Here is an 18,191-nt window from a genome sequence, read left to right as displayed (position 1 = left end):
CAAAAGCTCTTCTGCGCTACCGTCTACTCTCGTTTTCAGTGGGGCAAAGATACATCCTTATAACTACACAAAACAAAAGTATTTAACATAAAATTTACTTTTAGTTCATATAAAACCGTAAAGAACTGGTATCCAGTAATAAAAATTTTAAACTTTTGTTTAATTTTTTTATCTCCCGTTTGTTTTTGTGTATATAAGGCTTAAAAATTCTGCATAAGATTTTTCTAATCCGACAATATCACCGGATTTCAGGTTCAAACCGCCAGCTCCGGAAGTGTCTGACTTTACCCTCAAAGAAGATACCTGGAAGTATAGGTTTTCTTCAGTATACGATCTTTTTGAGACAAGATAAAATAAAAAAAAACCTCAGCGAATGCCGAGGTTTAATTTATAAAACGCCTAAATGATTATGCGTTTGGCTCTACAGATACAAAAGATCTGTTGTTTGCTTTCTTTCTGAAAACTACTTTACCGTCTACTAATGCAAACAAAGTATGGTCTTTACCAATTCCCACGTTTTCACCTGGGTGATGTTGCGTACCTCTCTGTCTGATAATAATATTTCCGGCAATAGCATCTTGTCCTCCGAAAATCTTCACACCTAATCTTTTAGAGTGAGATTCTCTACCGTTCTTGGAACTACCGACTCCTTTCTTGTGTGCCATTTTATTACTGGATTATTTGTTAAGTGCTTTAAATTGATCGATGTTCTTAATGATAGCAGCATCTACTTCTTCATGAGTAAGAACAGTTTTTTCTAATTCAACTTTAACTGCTTTACCTAAAGTAATTAAAGTTTCTCTGTTTTCTTTAGACTGAGACAGGTTGTTTTTCTTTAAGTGATAGTTCAATTCATGATCTTCACCAAAGTTAACCGTAGCGTTGTCTGAAAGAACTTCAGCTTTTACAGTTTCTTTTTTAGCAGCTTTCTTAGTACTTCCGTCAAAACCAGTGATACCAGTGATTTTAATTTGAGTTAAAGATTGTCTGTGACCGTTTTTAACCTGATAACCTTTTCTTCTTTTCTTTTTGAAAACGATTACTTTATCAGCTTTTACATGGTCTAGGATCTCTGCATCTACAGTGATTCCGCTTACAGCTGGGGCGCCTACAGTGATTGAACCGTTTACGGTAAGAAGAATTTTATCAAAAGAAACTTTGTCTCCTTTTTCTCCTTTTAAACGGTTTACAAACAACTTCTGGTCTTGCTCAACTTTATATTGAAGCCCTGCTATTTCTACAATTGCAAACATTGTTTATAAAATTTTTAGTTATTTCGAGGTGCAAATATATGAATAATTTCTAAATACCTTACAATCAGTCCTGTATTTTTTTGTAAAAATCTAATTGAAAAATCATTTCACTAAATTTTGAATAATTTTTTCACATAAAGTGCTCATATATAAGAGATAATTTTATACCTTCGTTATCACCAAAAAATATTTTATATGAAAAGAAACTTTAAATTCTGCTTATTAGCAGGAGCCATTGCCGCTTTTTCATTATCAGCGTGCCATGATGACAACATGGAAGAATCTGTTCTTCCGGAATCACAATCTGCCAGCGCCAAGATCGAACAACCAGGAGATCTTGAAAAGAGCTGCTCTTATGTAGACCAATATTGGAGCTCAACAGCAGTTCTTAAAACTGGTCTTCAGTCCACAGCAGACACCAATTTTATGAATTCCCAGATGACCAAAATTGCCAGTCTTTGGGGAAGAAGCAACCCAACTTTACGATTTGTAGATGACCCTTCTAATTTCGGGTCTACCTACAACGCTATTTCCTACTCTACAGGAAAAATTTATTACGGCTATGCTATTTATGCAGATGCAAAAAACAAAGGAGGCGATATTGTGAATGCCATGATCCTTGCTCATGAGTATGGCCACCAGCTGCAGTACATTTTTGGGCTTCCTTCTGTAAGCGAATCTACAGCAAGACCCAATGAGCTGGAAGCCGACGGTTTTGCAGGATACTATTTAAGAAGACCAAACGGCTACAACAAAACCAATTTCTCTGAAATTGCTGCTGCCTATGAATTTGCACAAAGCATCGGAGATTACCAGACTTCAAGTGCCAATCACCACGGGACGCCACCTCAAAGAAGATCCGCAGTACGTTTAGGGTTCCTTCTTGGACAGTATGATCTCACTGCATCTAATTTTGACTATAACTTCTTCTATTATTACCAAGGGGTATTGAACGGCACTTACAAAATGGGTAAAAACTCTGTAAATCCAGAAATCGATGCCTACATGAGCAAGTATATGGACGAACTTAGAAAAATCCAGACCGGAGAAATATCTGAAGAACAATTCAAGCAACTTAAATAAACATTCATTTTTAGCATATTTAACAAAGGAGACAGGCAGCAATGTTCTGTCTCTTTTAGTTTATTTGATAAATATCCCAAAGTTTATTTACTTTTGAACCAGATCCTATACTAATGAAAAGAGACCTCTACATTGATTTTGCCAAGGGAATGGCAACACTTTCCATCATATTTATCCATACCGCATTCTGGTCCGGGCAGTTCTACATTCCGGCAGAGGTAAGGGTGTTTTCCCTGGTTTTTGATGTGGCTCTCTTTTATGCTTTAAGCGGAATCACCTCCGGCTCGAACGTCGAAAAAACATTTTACAGATTACTAAAACTTCAGATCACCTATATGATCTTTGTAACATTTCTGTTCTTTCTGGATTATTTTTTCAAAGTATTAGGATTAACGTTTTTCTCTATGGAATGGCTTCAGAATTTTTATTCAACATTTGGATCCAAATATGCAGCTACCAGCGTTTCGGATGTTCCTCAATGGCAGAACCTCGGCAACTGGTACCTTCACCAATATACGAATGCAGACACCTTCCCTGTTGTAATGGGAAGCTTCTGGTATCTCAAAGTATATTTCATTCTGGCCGTTTTCGGAGTCCTTATCCTAAGGTTTTTTCCAAAACATATCAACTGGTTTATAGGTATCTGCGTGGTTTTGACTTTAATATTCAATATTTTCCCTGAATATTATCCGGGAGGACAGGTAGGCTATGTTGCTTTTTATCTTGCCATATTTTTAATAGCTAACAGGCTGCGCGGAAAGAAAATTCCAACCCAAATTATTCCTGTACTGTATGCGGTAGTGGCAGCAGCTTTAATCTGGATGTTCTGGTATTACGGCAATGAGATTTTTTATAAGATCAATAAAAATAAATTTCCTCCAAAGATTCCTTATATAATATGGTCTCTGTTTTCAATAACCACATTATTCGTATTTTACAACAGATTAAAAATTACAAAAGAAACCTTTATAACCTACATCGGTAAAAATGCCATCTTCTTTTATTTTGCACAGGGCATAAGTTCATCTCTGGTATATTTCATTGTTGTTTCACTGAAAGAAAATATGCCCTGGTGGCTGCTGATGATCCTCATTTACGTGATCAATGTAATCCTTGCCTTCATAATTGCAGCAGGATTAAAAAAAGTAGATGATCTTGGTTGGAAAGTCCTTGAGCTTTTACGAAAAAAAACCGCCGCCGATTAATCTCTTTCTTTTTTAGAGCCTCTCGTCAAAAGAACAATAATAATAAGAAGGACGACAGCACCTACAATAAGATATATAGGATTTGTATACCATTCTGTGGTAGTTGTACTTGTGCTTGTTGAATTAACTGTCTTATCTGCCGTCACGGCACCGGTATCATTATTCTGTGCAAACGACATTGCAGACATAAACATCATAACTAAAAAAGCTAACCCTGTGTTAAGCTTATTTTTTAAAGTTGTAAGAGCTTCCATTGTTTAAATTTTTAATTATAGATATAGAATATCAAAAAAAATACCAATATTTCATTCATTTTAATTTAAAAAACATTTAACCTTTTTTAAATTTTAATAAAACTTCTTACTTATCGCAATTTATTTTAATTTTACAGAAAATTCAAAACATGTTTAAGTTGAAACTTCCTACCGACCCAAGGTGGGCAAATATTGCAGAGGAGAACATTGAAGAAATTTTAACGGATCATGCGTGGTGCGAGCAGAAAGCAGCAACCAATGCCATCGGCTTAATTACCATGCTCCCTGAACATCCTGAGATCGTTACAGAACTTCTGGCTATTGCACAGGAAGAGCTGGATCATTTCAATCAAGTTCATGAGATCATTAAAAAGAGAGGTTATGCATTTGGCAGACCAAGAAAGGATGATTATGTAAATGAGCTGGCTAAATTCATTATCCAGGGGAGCAGGGAAGATCTGATTGTGGATAAAATGCTTTTTGCTGCTATGATTGAAGCAAGAAGCTGCGAAAGATTCAAAGTTCTTACCGAAAATATTAAAGACGAAGAACTGAAAGGGTTCTATAAAGAACTGATGATCTCAGAAGCCAATCATTACACCACCTTTATAGGGTTTGCAAGACAGCTTGGTAACCCTGAAAAAGTAAACAAACGCTGGGATGCATGGCTGGAATATGAAGCCAATATCATAAAATCATACGGAAATAAAGAAACCATCCACGGATAAACAAAAAGTAAAAAGACCACGTTGAAAAAATCGACCTTTGAAAATATTACCAATTTTTTTCTGAAAAATTTCTTTCAGGGACTGGTTATTATTGGCCCTATCGGGCTTACAATCTTTGTGATCTGGTATATTGTAAGCGCTATTGACAATATTATTCCTTCCGTCGCAAAAGAGATTCCCGGGCTGGTTTTTATTTCAACCATACTGATGACTGCTGTTCTGGGCTATCTCGGAAATAAATTTGTAGTAGGAAAATTCTTTTTTGATACTATGGACCGGTTTCTTGAAAAAACTCCGGGAGTAAAACATATCTATACACCTACAAAAGACGTCATGTCATCGTTTGTGGGCGACAAAAAAAAATTCAATGATCCTGTCTGGGTAAAAACCAATGAAAATCCGGAGATCTGGAGAATCGGCTTTCTTACCCAAAAAGAAATGTCGGACGTTGACAAGCACAATTACGTTGCGGTATATCTGCCCCATTCCTATGCTATTTCAGGATGGGTAATTGTTACTGAAGAAAAAAACATCAAACCCGTAGTGGGAATGACTGCAGCTTCGGCTATGAAGTTCGCAGTAAGCGGCGGTGTAGCCGGTTTCCATTCGGATGATAATATATTTAAAGCACCGGAGTAATTCTTCCGCTTCTTTTTAAATATATACTGATGAATTTGAATTTATTTTCAAACAAATTTTCTTTACAAACAATCTAAAAAATATTTTAACGCATGAAATTACCGTACGCGGAACCATTCCGTATTAAAATGGTGGAGGAAATCCGCCAGTCTACAAGAGAAGAAAGAGAGCAGTGGCTTAAAGAAGCCAATTATAATCTTTTTAACCTTAAATCATCACAGGTTTTTATTGATCTTCTTACCGATTCAGGAACGGGAGCAATGTCCGACAGACAATGGGGAGCTCTCATGACCGGAGATGAAAGCTATGCAGGATCACGTTCTTTTGAACAGCTTCATAATACCGTTGAAAAAATCACCGGATTTAAATATTTACTGCCTACCCACCAGGGAAGAGCTGCTGAAAATGTTCTTTTCTCAGTTCTCGTAAAAGAAGGTGATGTGGTGCCGGGAAACTCTCATTTCGACACGACCAAAGGGCACATCGAGTTCAGAAAAGCACACGCTATTGACTGCACCATCGATGAAGCTTTTGACATCAATGATCTTCACCCGTTTAAAGGAAACATCAATCTAGAAAAACTGGAAGAGGTTTATAAAAGCCACCCGAAAGAAAATATTCCTTTCTGCCTGATTACCATTACCTGTAATTCTTCAGGAGGCCAGCCCGTTTCTTTGGAAAATATGAAAGCGGTAAAGGAATTATCTGACCGTTATGGAATTCCTGTCTTTTTTGATTCCGCAAGATTCGCAGAAAATGCTTATTTCATCAAAAAAAGAGAGCAGGGCCAGGAAAACCGAAGCATCAAAGAAATCTGCAAAGAGATCTTTTCTTACGGAGACGGAATGACGATGAGCTCCAAAAAAGACGGCTTGGTCAATATTGGAGGATTTATAGCTTTAAACAGTGAGGAAGTTTTCAGAAAGGCTTCCAATTTTACCATTATCTACGAAGGTTTCATTACTTACGGAGGAATGGCCGGAAGAGATATGGCTGCTTTAGCCGTAGGATTGGATGAAGCAACTGAATTTGCTTACCTTGAAAGCAGAATTTCTCAGGTAGAATATCTTGGAAACAAACTGATTGAATATGGAATTCCTGTTCAGAAGCCGATTGGCGGCCATGCTGTTTTTATCGATTCCCTGAATTTTATTCCAAAAGTATCCAGAGCGGAATACCCGGCACAAACTTTAGGATTGGAGATTTATAAGGAGGCAGGAATCAGAACTGTAGAAATCGGAACATTGCTGGCAGACAGAGATCCTGAAACCAGAGAAAACCGTTATCCGAAACTGGAACTTGTACGTCTTGCCATCCCAAGAAGAACATATACAAATAACCATATGGATTATATTGCAGCAGCGATCAAAAACGTTTATGAAAGACGTGAAGAGATTTCCAAAGGATATAAAATAACCTGGGAGCCTGATCTGTTAAGACACTTTACAGTTCAGCTTGAAGAAGCATAAAATTGAAACCGGGATTTATTTCCCGGTTTTTTGATGTATTCACTTTCAAGAAAGAAATAACTCCACTTTTCTATGAAAGCAAATAAATTGCTATGCTTTTCATTTTATTTTCAAATAATTTTAAACCATATTCAATTATTTTTTTCAATTAATGACTCTTTTTAATTTACATTTGCACTTATCAAATAAATAGTTTACAGGAAGTAAGCTGAAACACTAACTGAAAAAATCCACTATTCCGAGATGAACAAAATTGCTGTCGTGGGCGCCGGCATCTCCGGCTTAAGCATAGCGAGTTACTTAGAAAAACACCAATTAGATTACCACATTTACGAAAGGAGAAAGAAAGACGATCTTACCGGTCATGGCTTTCTGCTTCCGAAAGAAGGAATAGAATATCTTTCACAGATCATTGACCCGTCTGTGCTTTTTAAAAGGGGCAACTTTTTAAAAAAATATATCCGGTATTCCCATACAGGAAAAATACTTGCAGAAAAGGAGCTGCAGGATGTCTTTGTTATTTCGAGAAGCTCGCTGATTGAGATTCTTGCCCGGAATATTCCGGCTGAAAAAATTACCTACGATGAAACAATAGCTCCATGCGATACCCGGAAAGGAAAACTCAAAAAGCAGGACGGAACCTATATAGATTCTGACCTGGCGATTGTCTCGGATGGTTCTAAAAGCCGTATCAGGAGACAAATATTTGAAGACGAGGTAATGCGGTCCGTACAGGAAAGCGAAATCGTCAATATTATCCAAAACCGGGATATTGCTGCGCGCCTGGAAAACAACTTCATGAAATATCATCATGAAGATGGCGGACTGACTTTTGGAATCCTTAAGCTTTCCGAGGATACGGTACTGTGGTATTCACAGTTTGACAATGAGAAATATAAGATCAGCGAACAATGTTCTGTTGACAACCTGAAAAACTATATGTTCGAGGTTTTCGACGATTGGGATCCTATGGTATCTTCTATTGTTAAGGAATCCAATTATGAAAATGTACATTTGTGGAGGGTTTATGAGCTGGAAAAACTCAATCCTTTTTATAAAGACAATATTGTTTTCATCGGAGATGCTGCCCATCCCCTTATTCCCTTTACGAGCCAGGGGGTAACCTCAGCATTAAAGGATTCTTTTACACTGACTCAATACCTTATTTCAGAAAAAGATACCGCTGAAGCATTCAGAAAGTACGAAGCTGAAAGAAAACCGGAAATAGAAATCCACATCAGGAACGGAAGGATTCTTCTTGACCAGTTTTTAAAACCTCTTCACGAGCAGACAGAAAATATTTTACCCATATCATATAAATAAAGAAATGTTTACCAATAACGATATTAATTTTGATGCTTTAAAAAGGAAGGCCTATAACGGAAGATGGGCAACGATAGAAGAAGGCGTTATCCCTCTTACCGCTGCTGATCCGGATTTCAGAACCGCTCCGGAAATAGAACAGGGAATTATTGAATATATAAAAGACGGCTATTTGAGCTATGGTCCGTTCTCCGGGCTTCCGGAGTTCAAAAAAAACGTTGCCGGACACTTTAATGCAGAAAAACATGGCAGCTTTACCCCTGAAAATGTACTTGCCGTAAACAGTGCTGCGCAGGGAATGTTCCTGATCGCATCCTATGTTTTAAAGCCGGGAGATGAAGCTATTATTTTAGATCCGGTAGACTTTCTCTTTAAAAGATCTGTAGAAGCGGCGGGCGGAACCGTAAGACTATGCCCTGTAGATCATATAACAGGCGCTATAGATTTTGAGAAGCTTGTAGAACTCATCAATCCTAAAACAAAACTCATCAGCATATGCAATCCCCACAATCCACTGGGAAAAGTATATTCTAAAGAAGTTCTGAAAAAGATATCAGAAATTGCTTCCGCCCACGACCTTTGGGTGATGAGTGATGAGATATGGAGCGATATTGTTTATGACGATCAAGAATTTCATACCTATTCTTCAGTTTCAGAGCAGGCAAAGAAAAAGAGCTTTACGGTATATGGTTTTTCAAAATCTTTTGGAATTGCAGGATTGAGAATCGGTGCCGTTTTGTGTAATGATCAGGAGATTCTTGAGGATTTTACAGAAAAATCCAATTTTAATTCCACCATAGAAGGAGTTTCAACCCTTTCACAGATTGCAGGGAGTGTGGCTCTGGAAAGGGCAAAACCCTGGTATAAAGAGTTCCTGAACCACCTTCAGCAGAATAGAGACCTTGCTTTTAACATCCTGAGCCGTTCAGAAATCCTGAGCCCCAATTTACCTGAAGCTACATTTGTCTTATTTCCGAAAATTAAAAATAATTTAACCAGTGATGAATTTACCCGACACGTGTTACAACACGGAAAAGTAGCCGTGGTCCCCGGATCCGAAAGATGGTTTGGAAAAGGTGCCGAAGGACATATCAGAATTTGTTTTTCCACATCCCGTGAAATTTTAGAGGAAGGGCTTGATCGGATAATCAAAAATTTTTAATGTTAAAATTTTTCTTTATTTCAATGATTTAAGTTTATAATTTTCTTTAATTAATAAAAATTTAACTTAATTTAAATAATTCTTACACAATAGCATATTTTCATGTTGATTTGACAGTAAAATTCAATATTTTTGATACAATCACCAACTTAAATATGAAATATGAGATTGAAGTACACGAGCATTCTTTTTTTAGGAACCGCATCAATGCTGTATTCCCAAAATACTAATGATACTATTTCCAAAGAGTCAAAAATAGATGAAGTTTCCATTACCGGAAGCCGGAATAAAAAGAGAACTATTACCAACACGCCCGTTCCCGTTGACGTCATTGACATCAAACAGGTAAGCCAGTCAACGGGGCAGATAGAAGTCAACCAGCTTCTTCAGTTCAGTGCGCCTTCATTTAATTCCAATAAACAGTCCGGATCGGATGGGGCCGATGCCACAGATCCTGCAACATTACGCGGGCTTGGACCGGACCAGACCCTTCTTTTACTGAACGGAAAGAGATATCATCAATCTTCCCTGATCAATGTTTTCGGAACAAAAGGAAGAGGGAATACGGGTTCGGATATGAACACGATTCCGATTGGAGCCATAAAAAGGATTGAGGTGCTACGTGACGGAGCTTCTGCACAATATGGTTCTGATGCAATTGCCGGGGTTATTAACGTTATTCTTAATGACCGTAATCATGGCTTTGAAGGCAATGCATTTTATGGAATGAATCTTTTTAAAAGTCCGGGAAATAATGATGTGGTATCAGATCATAAAGTAGACGGAACAACCTTCGATTTCAGCGGAAATCTAGGAACCAAAATAGGAAATAAGGGTGGTTTTGGGAATTTCACCGTTGAATTTGTCAATAAAGACCGTACCATAAGAAATGCCAACCCTGAAAAATATACATCTCCGAGAGAAAGGTTTGGTGATGCTAAATCCCAGAATGTCTATTTCTTCGGAAACGTAGAACTTCCTTTATCGGACGGTCTAAAATTCTATTCCCGACAAGGATTCTCTTACCGAAAAACCAATGCTTACGCATGGACAAGAACACCGGATGCCGACGGCAATATTCCTGAAATATACCCTAACGGTTTTAACCCGATAGAAGATACCAGCATTACAGATTTCACATTCGATAACGGATTGAAGTTTAAAGTAGCCAACTGGGATGTTGATTTTTACAATGCATTCGGAAGTAACAGGTTTACTTATCAGATAGACAATACCATTAATGCTACTCTGGGAGTGAAGTCTCCCACGAGCTTTAATGCCGGCGGGCACTCTCTTTTACAGAATACAACAGGATTTAATGCTTCAAAACAGTTTAAGGTACTGGAAGGTTTAAATGTGGCCTTCGGATCTGAATTCAGATACGAGCAGTTTGAGCTCATCAAGGGAGAAGAGGCTTCTTATGCCATGTATGACATCAATGGGAATGTTGTAACCGCTGATACTCCCGAAGCTTTATTGGTGACTAATCCGCTTTCCGGCGATGTCCGTCCAGGCGGTTCACAAGGTTTTCCAGGATACTCCCAGGAATTTAAAAAAAACAGGAACAATTTTGCAGCTTATGTAGACACTGAACTGGATATTACCAAGAAATGGATGATCAGCGCAGCCGGAAGGTTTGAGAATTACAATGATTTCGGAAGTACTTTAAATGGTAAGTTTGCTACACGATATGCCTTTACTCCACAATTTGCTTTCAGAGGATCTGTTTCCACCGGGTTCAGGGCTCCTTCTTTGGCTCAGAAATATTACAGTCTTCAGTTTACGAATTTCCAGGGAGGAAATCTTGTTACTATTCAGCTGGCTTCCAATGACAGTGATCTTGCACAACAATCAGGAATCTCCCAGCTAAAACAGGAAACTTCATTAAACGGAAGCGCCGGATTTACATTTAATACGGCAAAATTTACAGCAACAATAGATGGTTATTATATTAAAGTAAAAGACAGAATCGTACTGACCGGTAACTTCTCCCGGGACGATTTACCTGAGGATGTTCAGCTTAAGTATCCTTTTATTGATCAGGCTCAGTTCTTTTCCAATGCAATAGATACCAGAACAAAGGGTGTTGATATTATTTTGAGCTATACTGATGATCTCGGTCCGGGAAAACTGACTGCCACTTTAGCCGGAAACTATAATGATATGGAGATCACTAAAGTAAATGCCCCAGAAAAACTAAAAGGTAAAGAAGACATCTTTTTGAGCGCAAGGGAAAAAGCATTTATTTTAGCTTCGGCTCCTAAAACAAAGGTCAATCTAAACTTAAACTACAAGATCAATAAGTTCAATGCCAATGTACAGCTTGTGAGATTTGATAAAGTGAAACTAATCGGGTACGGTGGAGCAGATGATTATCAGCTTTATGGCGCAAAAGTAACTACCGATATTTCTTTTGGGTACGAATTCTCCAAAAACCTGAACCTGACTATTGGAAGCAAGAATCTATTCAACCGCTATCCTACCCTGCAAACCGCTGCTGTAGATGGAAATACGGAGTCAGGAGGGATTTTTGACCCTGTCCAGATGGGCTTTGCCGGAAGACAGGCTTTCGCACGACTTAATTTTAAGTTTTAAATATTATTTTTTTATGAAAGAGACTGTACCAGGATAACCTGTAATACAGTCTCTTTATTTTATTTTTTGGAAATTTTATATAATTTTCCGCTGTCAGTTACCGCATACAGATTGCCATCCATTCCATTCAGAACATCTCTGAAACGCTCTTTTTGATCAGCAAGCAGGCGTTCTTCTCCCACAACTTTATTATCTTTCATCACAATCCTGTTAATATGTTCTCCACTGAGGCATCCGATGATTAGATTTCCTTTCCACTCTTCAATATTCCCGGTATAGAAAGTAACTCCACTTGGAGAAATTACAGGGTCCCAGTAATAAACAGGCTGTTCCGTCCCTTCTTTTTGTGTAATTCCGTCTCCCACTTTAGCTCCTGAGTATTCAATTCCATAGGTAACATCTCCCCAGCCGTAGTTTTTTCCCGGCTGTATCAGGTTGATTTCATCTCCCCCTCTCGGACCCATCTCAACATCCCAAAGGGTTCCGTTCGGGTCTATTGCCATCCCCTGTGGATTTCTTACGCCATAAGCATATATTTCGGGCTTAAATCCCTGCTTTCCAATAAATGGATTTCCGGGAGCGGGCTTACCGTCTTTTGTAATCTTTAGTATTTTCCCCAGATAATTATCCGTTCTCTGGGCATACACCCTCGTTTCCTTGTCGGACCTTTCCCCGGTACTTACAAATAAATTTCCGTCTTTATCAAATGCCAGCCTGCTTCCGTAATGTTTGTCACCATCATAGGAAGGTTCAGCCCGGAAAATAACTTTACTTCAGATATACTTTTAAGATCTGCTGAAAGCTTTCCTTTTGCCACAGAGGTCAGGTTTCCTTTTCCAAATGGTTCAGAGAAACTGAAATAAACAATCTGATTTGTTTTAAAATCCGGATCAAGTGCCACATCCAGCATTCCTCCCTGTCCTTTGGCATCTACTTTTGGGAATCCTTCAATTTTTGAGACCTGCTTTCCATCTGCGGAAACTACATTCACATGACCGTTTTTATCGGTAATAAGAAACTTTCCGTCCGGCAGGTTAATGATTCCCCAAGGCCGGCCAAGGTTTTTATTAAGAACTTCCACCTTATAGGCGGTGGTTGTTTTTACAGCTTTAATCCGGGTTTGCCCTTTAAAAGCCGGTTGGTAGTTTGTATTCGGTTTTCCGGTTTCCACACTCCCGTCGTTTCCTGTCTGCTGGGCATTCGCATTATTCTTTTTACACGAAGATAAAAGTAAAAATACACTGAGTGCCGGTACGTAAAATTGATTGAATTTCATAACATTATGATTTGGTGTAAAAAGATAAATAGAAAAATAATGCCATAAAAATTTATACTTATAAATTTTATAAATAAAGAAAAATGTTACCCATGTAGTGCTTTATTCAGTACACAAAAGAGATGATGAAAAAATTGTCGTCAAAACAGTCATTTTCAAATACTTTATGAAGGCTAAAAATTTCTTTCGTATTTTTGTTGTATACATCATTTCCTATGAAATTTAATCTTCAATCAGAATATAAACCAACAGGCGATCAGCCACAAGCCATTGAAAAGCTTACCGAAGGCATTGAGATCGGTGAAAAATACCAGACCCTTCTCGGGGTAACAGGCTCCGGGAAAACCTTTACCATTGCAAATGTTGTACAGAATGTACAGAGACCCACTTTGGTTCTTGCCCACAACAAAACTCTGGCGGCACAGCTATTCATGGAGTTTAAAGAATTTTTTCCCGATAACGCTGTTGAATATTTTGTAAGTTACTATGACTACTATCAGCCGGAAGCTTATATTGCCACCACCGGAACTTATATAGAAAAAGATCTCAGCATCAATGAAGAAGTTGAGAAACTTCGTCTTTCTGCAACAGCCAGTTTGCTTTCCGGAAGAAGGGATGTACTGATCGTGGCTTCCGTTTCGTGCATCTACGGTATCGGGAATCCTTCAGAATTCCATAAATCACTCATTACGCTGGCCATCGGAGAAAAAGTAACCAGAACAGCCTTACTTCATTCATTGGTTAATGCATTGTATTCCAGAACCTTGGAAGACTTCCAAAGAGGTACGTTCCGGGTAAAAGGAGACGTTATTGATGTTTTTCCAGCCTATGCTGATAATGCAGTAAGGATTCAGTTTTTTGGGGATGAAATTGAAAAGATTCAGAGTTTTGATCCAGTAAGCGGCAATGTAGAAGCTAATTTTGACCAGATCCAGATTTACCCTGCGAATCTCTTTGTAACATCAAAAGAAACTCTGAACGGAGCGATCAGAAACATTCAGGATGATATGGTAAAGCAGGTAGATTTCTTCAACTCCATCGAGAAGCCTCTTGAAGCTAAACGACTTCAGGAAAGAACAGAACTGGATCTTGAAATGATCAAGGAATTAGGCTACTGTTCAGGAATCGAGAATTATTCAAGGTATCTTGACGGAAGGCTTCCCGGTTCAAGACCATTCTGCCTGATCGATTATTTTCCCAAGGATTTCCTGATGGTTATCGACGAAAGCCACGTTACCGTTCCTCAGGTTCATGCCATGTACGGAGGCGACCGCAGCAGAAAGGAATCATTGGTGGAATACGGTTTCAGACTTCCTGCCGCCATGGATAACAGACCGCTTAAATTTGAAGAGTTTGAAGCCATGCAGAACCAGGTAATTTACGTTTCCGCAACACCGGCAGATTATGAGCTGGAAAAAACCGGGGGAACTTATATCGAGCAGATTATCCGTCCGACAGGTCTTTTGGATCCGGTAATTGAGGTCAGACCCAGTATCAATCAGATTGATGATTTAATGGAGGAAATCCAAAAAAGAGCTGATGCCGATGAAAGAGTACTTGTGACAACCTTAACGAAGAAAATGGCTGAAGAGCTTACCAAATATTTTACCAAATTCGGGATCAGAACACGGTATATCCACTCGGATGTAGAAACTCTTGAACGTATCCAGATCATGCAGGACCTTCGTTTGGGTCTTTTTGATGTATTAATTGGAGTCAACCTGTTAAGAGAGGGGCTTGACCTTCCTGAAGTGTCCCTGGTGGCTATCCTGGATGCCGATAAGGAAGGAATGCTCAGAAGCAGAAGATCCATGATACAGACTGTAGGACGTGCTGCAAGGAACATCAATGGTAAAGCAATCATGTATGCTGATAAGATCACCAAATCCATGCAGGCTACTCTGGATGAGACAGAATACCGTCGCAGTAAACAGATACAGCACAATGAAGCAAACGGACTTGTACCTCAGGCTTTAAATAAAAAAATCTCAGAAAACCTCGTAGGAAGAAGCAAAGACTTCCCGGATCCGAAATATACCCAAAAAGAGATCCTTCAAAAAGCCGCTGAAACCAAAGCAAGCTACGGTGGTAAAGACATTGAAAAAATTATCAGCCAGAAGCAGAAAGAAATGGAAGCGGCAGCCAAAAACCTTGATTTCATAAAAGCTGCCAAACTTAGGGATGAAATTGCAGCATTGAAAGAATAACTGATCTTATTACAATAATTCTGGGGCGGCATCTTTGATGCCGCCCCAGAATTTATATTTCAAGTGTCAGAAAAATTCAGATTCTATTTTACAGAAGCCCTTATTGGAATAAGAAGGTCCATCAATCCATTTAACTTAATTTCGTAAACGGTTGAAAGCTGCATTCCCAATTTACCTTTAGGCATTCCTTTTCTGGTAAACCATTCCAGGTAACTTATCGGAAGATCGGCCAGAACGGTCCCTTCATACTTACCGAAAGGCATCTTCACGATACAGATCTCTTTTAATATTTCCGAATTTACGCCTTCCACTTTTATACAATTAAATTAATTTTTCCTTCCTGATCATCATCTGTATCCGGCAGTTTGAGCTCAGGAGGAGTATCTTCGTCTGAAAATTCATTTCTGTAAACCTGGATCAGAAGTAAGGTAAATGAAATAAGGATCGGCCCGAAAATTAAACCCATAAAGCCAAATAAATTCATCCCCATGATAATTCCGAATACGGTATTGAGCGGATGAATATTTTCAAGTTTCTTTAAAAGGGTAAAACGAAGCAGGTTATCCGTAAGTCCGACCACAACTAAACAATAGGCAGCCAAACCAAGTCCCTGACCCGTATTTCCTTCTGCAATCATGAATATACATACCGGAATATAGACAATAGCCGCCCCTACAACCGGAATCATGGAAGCAGCAGCCGTTAAAGCAAAAAGAAGGACAGGACTCGGAGCACCGAAAATGAAATACCCTACAAGACCTACGATCCCCTGCCCTAAAGCTACAACCGGAATTCCGATAGCATTAGCCATAATCAGCTTTCTAAGCTTATCGCCGATTAAGGAAATATTAGCTCTTTTCAATGGAGCGGAAGAACTCAGAATCTTCTCAAACAGCCTTGGTCTCTCCAGCATAAAATAAAGGATAAAGTACATAGACATCACTACAGTAAGGGTGTTAAATGTCCCGCTTACTGCAGAAGTGGAAAACTTCCCTGCGGAACTCTTCACTTTATCCATATTCTCCTTGCTGAGAATATCAAAACCAGTCTTTGAGTAGATATATGCATGTATTTTGTCCAGAAATACATTAAATTTCGTCATGTAAACCTGAGCATTCCCCAGTTTCTCTATTAAGAGATCAGCAATGAAATACACCGGAAGAATAAGAATGATAAGACTTGCCAGCATCAGCACAAGTGATGAGAGCCAGGGCTTCCACTTTTTTTCTTCCTGCAGATAGAAATTGTATTTTCTGCAGACCACATAGATAGTGATTGCCCCAAGCACCGATGGTATAAACAGTGAAAGATTAAAACAGATCAATCCGGTCAGCACCAGAATTATGGCGAGAAGGGCAACTTGTTTTATGGCAATATTGCTTATCTGTTTATCTTTATTCATTCTTTTTTGTCTTCTTTACTTAGTTCTTAAATGCAATTTGTCTTGGCTTCCCTAAAAAAGCACAGTATGCAGAATACATAACGACCATCATAAAAGGTGCCGTTAAAATTACCCCGATTCCGCACAAAATTACTCCGGCAATAGAGATCAGCGCTCCCAATACGGTTGTACCAAGAAACGTTCCGTAATTTTCTTTGGCAATATTGAAAGATTTTCCTAAAGCTTCAGTAGCTGATGCATTTTCGAATAATAGAATAGGATAACCCAATAAAAGTAAAGGATAAACAAAAATAACCGGGAAGAAACAAAGCATCATGGCAACACTTGAAATGATTCCTGAAAGAATACTGTAGATCAGGATGTTTACAAAATTCTGCTTATAACCGATAAATAAGTCTGCAAAATCAATCTGGCTTTTAGTATTGTACTTATTAACAATGTAGATTAAACCTACATATAATGGGGCAAGTAAGATTCCCAACAGACCTGAAAGTGAAAGATAAAGCGAAAAACCGGGAGCATTCCAGTAGCTGAAGTTCGAATAATCTCCTCCCGCATCTCTCATTTCCTCCATCATGGATGCAGAATTGAATCCGCTGACAGTCTGGATAATAAAACCTCCTATAATATAAATTACCATAGCGACAACTCCATAAAGGAAAACCCCTTTATACATTTCAAAAGCATGTGAAATGATAGATCCTGTATCCTTGTTTGGAACAGAACCCTGTTGATCAAATTCGTTAAATTCTGACATAGTTTAATATTTTAATGGTTTCACCAAAATTAACTTTTTTTGGCATAAAAACACATTAAACCTGCTTAAATTTAACTTTTTTCAGAGAAAATCGTTTTATACAGAGAGTAAATCATTGCATTCCAAAAAGGAAAGGTAAATAAACCGCCTACAAAAAACAAGGCAAACCCAACATATTTAAAGATAACCGCAACGATGACACACACAAATATTTCCAGAAAGTATGTTCTCAGCGCCTGCAGGTTTAGGGGAATCGCTTCAAAGATTCTCTTGTTGTTAAAAAACATCAGCGGAGCAACCAAAATGGTGACAAATATCCATATAACAGCAAGAATGATCGTCTGAAAAGTATAGATATAAACAAATAACCAGAAAATATAGTATCCGATGTATTTGAAAAAATTAATGCCATTGTACCCCGCAAGAAGATCTCCCAGTTCAAGCTTTTCGTTAAGGTCAATTTTCCTGTAGATCTGATAAAATCCAAGGTTAAGAGGATAGAGAAATACGGAAGTTCCGATAATAGCCCACGAAAAATATTGAAATCCCGGATTTGCCTGTATTTTCAGGATCTGTACAGAATAGGCTTCCAACCCGTCTTTCGCATATTTTGCAGCTTCAGCATACTGGGCTAAAATGCCGTACTTCCCATCGAGGAAGAAAACCACTGTAAAAAAAATTCCGAAATAAAAGATTGAAAATATTAACTGAAAGAAAAGAGTCTTGCTCCAATAGAAAAAAGCCTGCTTCAGTATAAAATCTATTCCCGGTTTCTGAGGATATCTGCTCTGCATTGAAAAAAATTTCTGCAAAAGTAATCATCAATAATTATTTTTGC

16 protein-coding genes and 1 pseudogene are annotated in these 18,191 nt (G+C 38.4%); 9 read left to right on the top strand and 8 right to left on the bottom strand.

The genetic code is table 11. The features are described from left to right. Positions 1 to 407: 407 nt before the first annotated feature. Positions 408 to 665: a 50S ribosomal protein L27 gene (rpmA, locus tag BUB03_RS10465; protein ID WP_027383144.1), complete on the bottom strand. Its 258-nt coding sequence runs from the start codon at positions 663 to 665 to the stop codon at positions 408 to 410. Between the two features lie 12 nt (positions 666 to 677). Beyond that, positions 678 to 1,253: a 50S ribosomal protein L21 gene (gene rplU, locus BUB03_RS10460; protein ID WP_073062670.1), complete on the bottom strand. Its 576-nt coding sequence runs from the start codon at positions 1,251 to 1,253 to the stop codon at positions 678 to 680. Positions 1,254 to 1,448: 195 nt separating this feature from the next. Between rplU and BUB03_RS10455 the strand changes: the two genes are divergently transcribed. Together BUB03_RS10455 and BUB03_RS10450 are read left to right on the top strand one after the other, a co-directional pair. Further along, complete coding sequence (locus BUB03_RS10455) at positions 1,449 to 2,336, top strand: neutral zinc metallopeptidase (protein WP_040992769.1); 888 nt, start codon at positions 1,449 to 1,451, stop codon at positions 2,334 to 2,336. A 113-nt stretch (positions 2,337 to 2,449) separates the two neighbouring features. Then, positions 2,450 to 3,541 (top strand): acyltransferase family protein, encoded by a 1,092-nt coding sequence (locus BUB03_RS10450; protein WP_073062668.1) that lies wholly within the window; start codon positions 2,450 to 2,452, stop codon positions 3,539 to 3,541. On the opposite strand, the gene BUB03_RS10445 is transcribed toward BUB03_RS10450, so the two are convergent. Beyond that, a complete protein-coding gene (locus BUB03_RS10445; protein WP_073062666.1) occupies positions 3,538 to 3,795 on the bottom strand; it encodes a hypothetical protein in 258 nt (85 codons plus the stop codon). The two genes, BUB03_RS10450 and BUB03_RS10445, sit on opposite strands and share 4 nt — an antisense overlap. Before the next feature lie 149 nt (positions 3,796 to 3,944). Here BUB03_RS10445 and miaE point away from each other — a divergent pair, with 149 nt between their 5' ends. The 6 genes from miaE (at position 3,945) to BUB03_RS10415 (ending at position 11,711) form a co-directional block, all read left to right on the top strand. Beyond that, positions 3,945 to 4,523, top strand: coding sequence for a MiaE family protein (gene miaE / locus BUB03_RS10440; RefSeq protein ID WP_073062664.1), 579 nt, complete (start codon positions 3,945 to 3,947; stop codon positions 4,521 to 4,523). 21 nt (positions 4,524 to 4,544) lie between these two features. Then, a complete protein-coding gene (locus BUB03_RS10435; protein WP_073062661.1) occupies positions 4,545 to 5,162 on the top strand; it encodes a DUF502 domain-containing protein in 618 nt (205 codons plus the stop codon). Between the two features lie 92 nt (positions 5,163 to 5,254). Continuing rightward, the gene (locus BUB03_RS10430; protein WP_073062658.1) at positions 5,255 to 6,631 is read left to right on the top strand and encodes a tryptophanase; all 1,377 of its coding nucleotides are present in this window, start codon (positions 5,255 to 5,257) and stop codon (positions 6,629 to 6,631) included. Between the two features lie 243 nt (positions 6,632 to 6,874). Next, positions 6,875 to 7,954: an FAD-dependent monooxygenase gene (locus BUB03_RS10425; RefSeq protein WP_073062656.1), complete on the top strand. Its 1,080-nt coding sequence runs from the start codon at positions 6,875 to 6,877 to the stop codon at positions 7,952 to 7,954. A 4-nt stretch (positions 7,955 to 7,958) separates the two neighbouring features. Beyond that, complete coding sequence (locus BUB03_RS10420) at positions 7,959 to 9,116, top strand: pyridoxal phosphate-dependent aminotransferase (protein WP_073062653.1); 1,158 nt, start codon at positions 7,959 to 7,961, stop codon at positions 9,114 to 9,116. A gap of 162 nt (positions 9,117 to 9,278) precedes the next feature. Further along, complete coding sequence (locus BUB03_RS10415; RefSeq protein ID WP_073062650.1) at positions 9,279 to 11,711, top strand: TonB-dependent receptor plug domain-containing protein; 2,433 nt, start codon at positions 9,279 to 9,281, stop codon at positions 11,709 to 11,711. Between the two features lie 59 nt (positions 11,712 to 11,770). Here the strand turns inward: BUB03_RS10415 and BUB03_RS10410 are convergent. Then, a pseudogene (locus tag BUB03_RS10410) lies at positions 11,771 to 12,987 on the bottom strand (PQQ-dependent sugar dehydrogenase). A 215-nt stretch (positions 12,988 to 13,202) separates the two neighbouring features. On the opposite strand from BUB03_RS10410, the gene uvrB reads away from it, so the two are divergent. Continuing rightward, positions 13,203 to 15,194: an excinuclease ABC subunit UvrB gene (uvrB, locus tag BUB03_RS10405; protein WP_073062647.1), complete on the top strand. Its 1,992-nt coding sequence runs from the start codon at positions 13,203 to 13,205 to the stop codon at positions 15,192 to 15,194. Positions 15,195 to 15,277: 83 nt separating this feature from the next. Here the strand turns inward: uvrB and BUB03_RS10400 are convergent, their stop codons facing one another. The 4 genes from BUB03_RS10400 to BUB03_RS10385 all read right to left on the bottom strand — a co-directional run bounded on the left by BUB03_RS10400 (position 15,278) and on the right by BUB03_RS10385 (position 18,147). After that, entirely contained in the window at positions 15,278 to 15,505 is a 228-nt protein-coding gene (locus tag BUB03_RS10400; protein ID WP_073062644.1) for a DUF3820 family protein, read from the bottom strand. A gap of 2 nt (positions 15,506 to 15,507) precedes the next feature. Beyond that, positions 15,508 to 16,596: an AI-2E family transporter gene (locus BUB03_RS10395; protein WP_073062641.1), complete on the bottom strand. Its 1,089-nt coding sequence runs from the start codon at positions 16,594 to 16,596 to the stop codon at positions 15,508 to 15,510. Between the two features lie 19 nt (positions 16,597 to 16,615). Then, the gene (locus BUB03_RS10390; protein ID WP_040992787.1) at positions 16,616 to 17,353 is read right to left on the bottom strand and encodes a hypothetical protein; all 738 of its coding nucleotides are present in this window, start codon (positions 17,351 to 17,353) and stop codon (positions 16,616 to 16,618) included. A 71-nt stretch (positions 17,354 to 17,424) separates the two neighbouring features. Further along, a complete protein-coding gene (locus tag BUB03_RS10385; protein ID WP_073062639.1) occupies positions 17,425 to 18,147 on the bottom strand; it encodes a hypothetical protein in 723 nt (240 codons plus the stop codon). Positions 18,148 to 18,191: the final 44 nt, after the last annotated feature.

This window comes from Chryseobacterium oranimense (assembly GCF_900129755.1).
Classification (GTDB): Bacteria; Bacteroidota; Bacteroidia; order Flavobacteriales; family Weeksellaceae; genus Chryseobacterium; species Chryseobacterium oranimense.
This window is presented reverse-complemented; position numbering and strand designations above follow the sequence as displayed.

What these genes read in the sequence shown, in the direction of transcription:
- rpmA (WP_027383144.1), bottom strand. Translation starts at nt 665, where the DNA reads ATGGCACACAAGAAAGGAGTCGGTAGTTCCAAGAACGGTAGAGAATCT.
- rplU (WP_073062670.1), bottom strand. Translation starts at nt 1,253, where the DNA reads ATGTTTGCAATTGTAGAAATAGCAGGGCTTCAATATAAAGTTGAGCAA.
- BUB03_RS10455 (WP_040992769.1), top strand. Translation starts at nt 1,449, where the DNA reads ATGAAAAGAAACTTTAAATTCTGCTTATTAGCAGGAGCCATTGCCGCT.
- BUB03_RS10450 (WP_073062668.1), top strand. Translation starts at nt 2,450, where the DNA reads ATGAAAAGAGACCTCTACATTGATTTTGCCAAGGGAATGGCAACACTT.
- BUB03_RS10445 (WP_073062666.1), bottom strand. Translation starts at nt 3,795, where the DNA reads ATGGAAGCTCTTACAACTTTAAAAAATAAGCTTAACACAGGGTTAGCT.
- miaE (WP_073062664.1), top strand. Translation starts at nt 3,945, where the DNA reads ATGTTTAAGTTGAAACTTCCTACCGACCCAAGGTGGGCAAATATTGCA.
- BUB03_RS10430 (WP_073062658.1), top strand. Translation starts at nt 5,255, where the DNA reads ATGAAATTACCGTACGCGGAACCATTCCGTATTAAAATGGTGGAGGAA.
- BUB03_RS10425 (WP_073062656.1), top strand. Translation starts at nt 6,875, where the DNA reads ATGAACAAAATTGCTGTCGTGGGCGCCGGCATCTCCGGCTTAAGCATA.
- BUB03_RS10420 (WP_073062653.1), top strand. Translation starts at nt 7,959, where the DNA reads ATGTTTACCAATAACGATATTAATTTTGATGCTTTAAAAAGGAAGGCC.
- BUB03_RS10415 (WP_073062650.1), top strand. Translation starts at nt 9,279, where the DNA reads ATGAGATTGAAGTACACGAGCATTCTTTTTTTAGGAACCGCATCAATG.
- uvrB (WP_073062647.1), top strand. Translation starts at nt 13,203, where the DNA reads ATGAAATTTAATCTTCAATCAGAATATAAACCAACAGGCGATCAGCCA.
- BUB03_RS10395 (WP_073062641.1), bottom strand. Translation starts at nt 16,596, where the DNA reads ATGAATAAAGATAAACAGATAAGCAATATTGCCATAAAACAAGTTGCC.
- BUB03_RS10390 (WP_040992787.1), bottom strand. Translation starts at nt 17,353, where the DNA reads ATGTCAGAATTTAACGAATTTGATCAACAGGGTTCTGTTCCAAACAAG.
- BUB03_RS10385 (WP_073062639.1), bottom strand. Translation starts at nt 18,147, where the DNA reads ATGCAGAGCAGATATCCTCAGAAACCGGGAATAGATTTTATACTGAAG.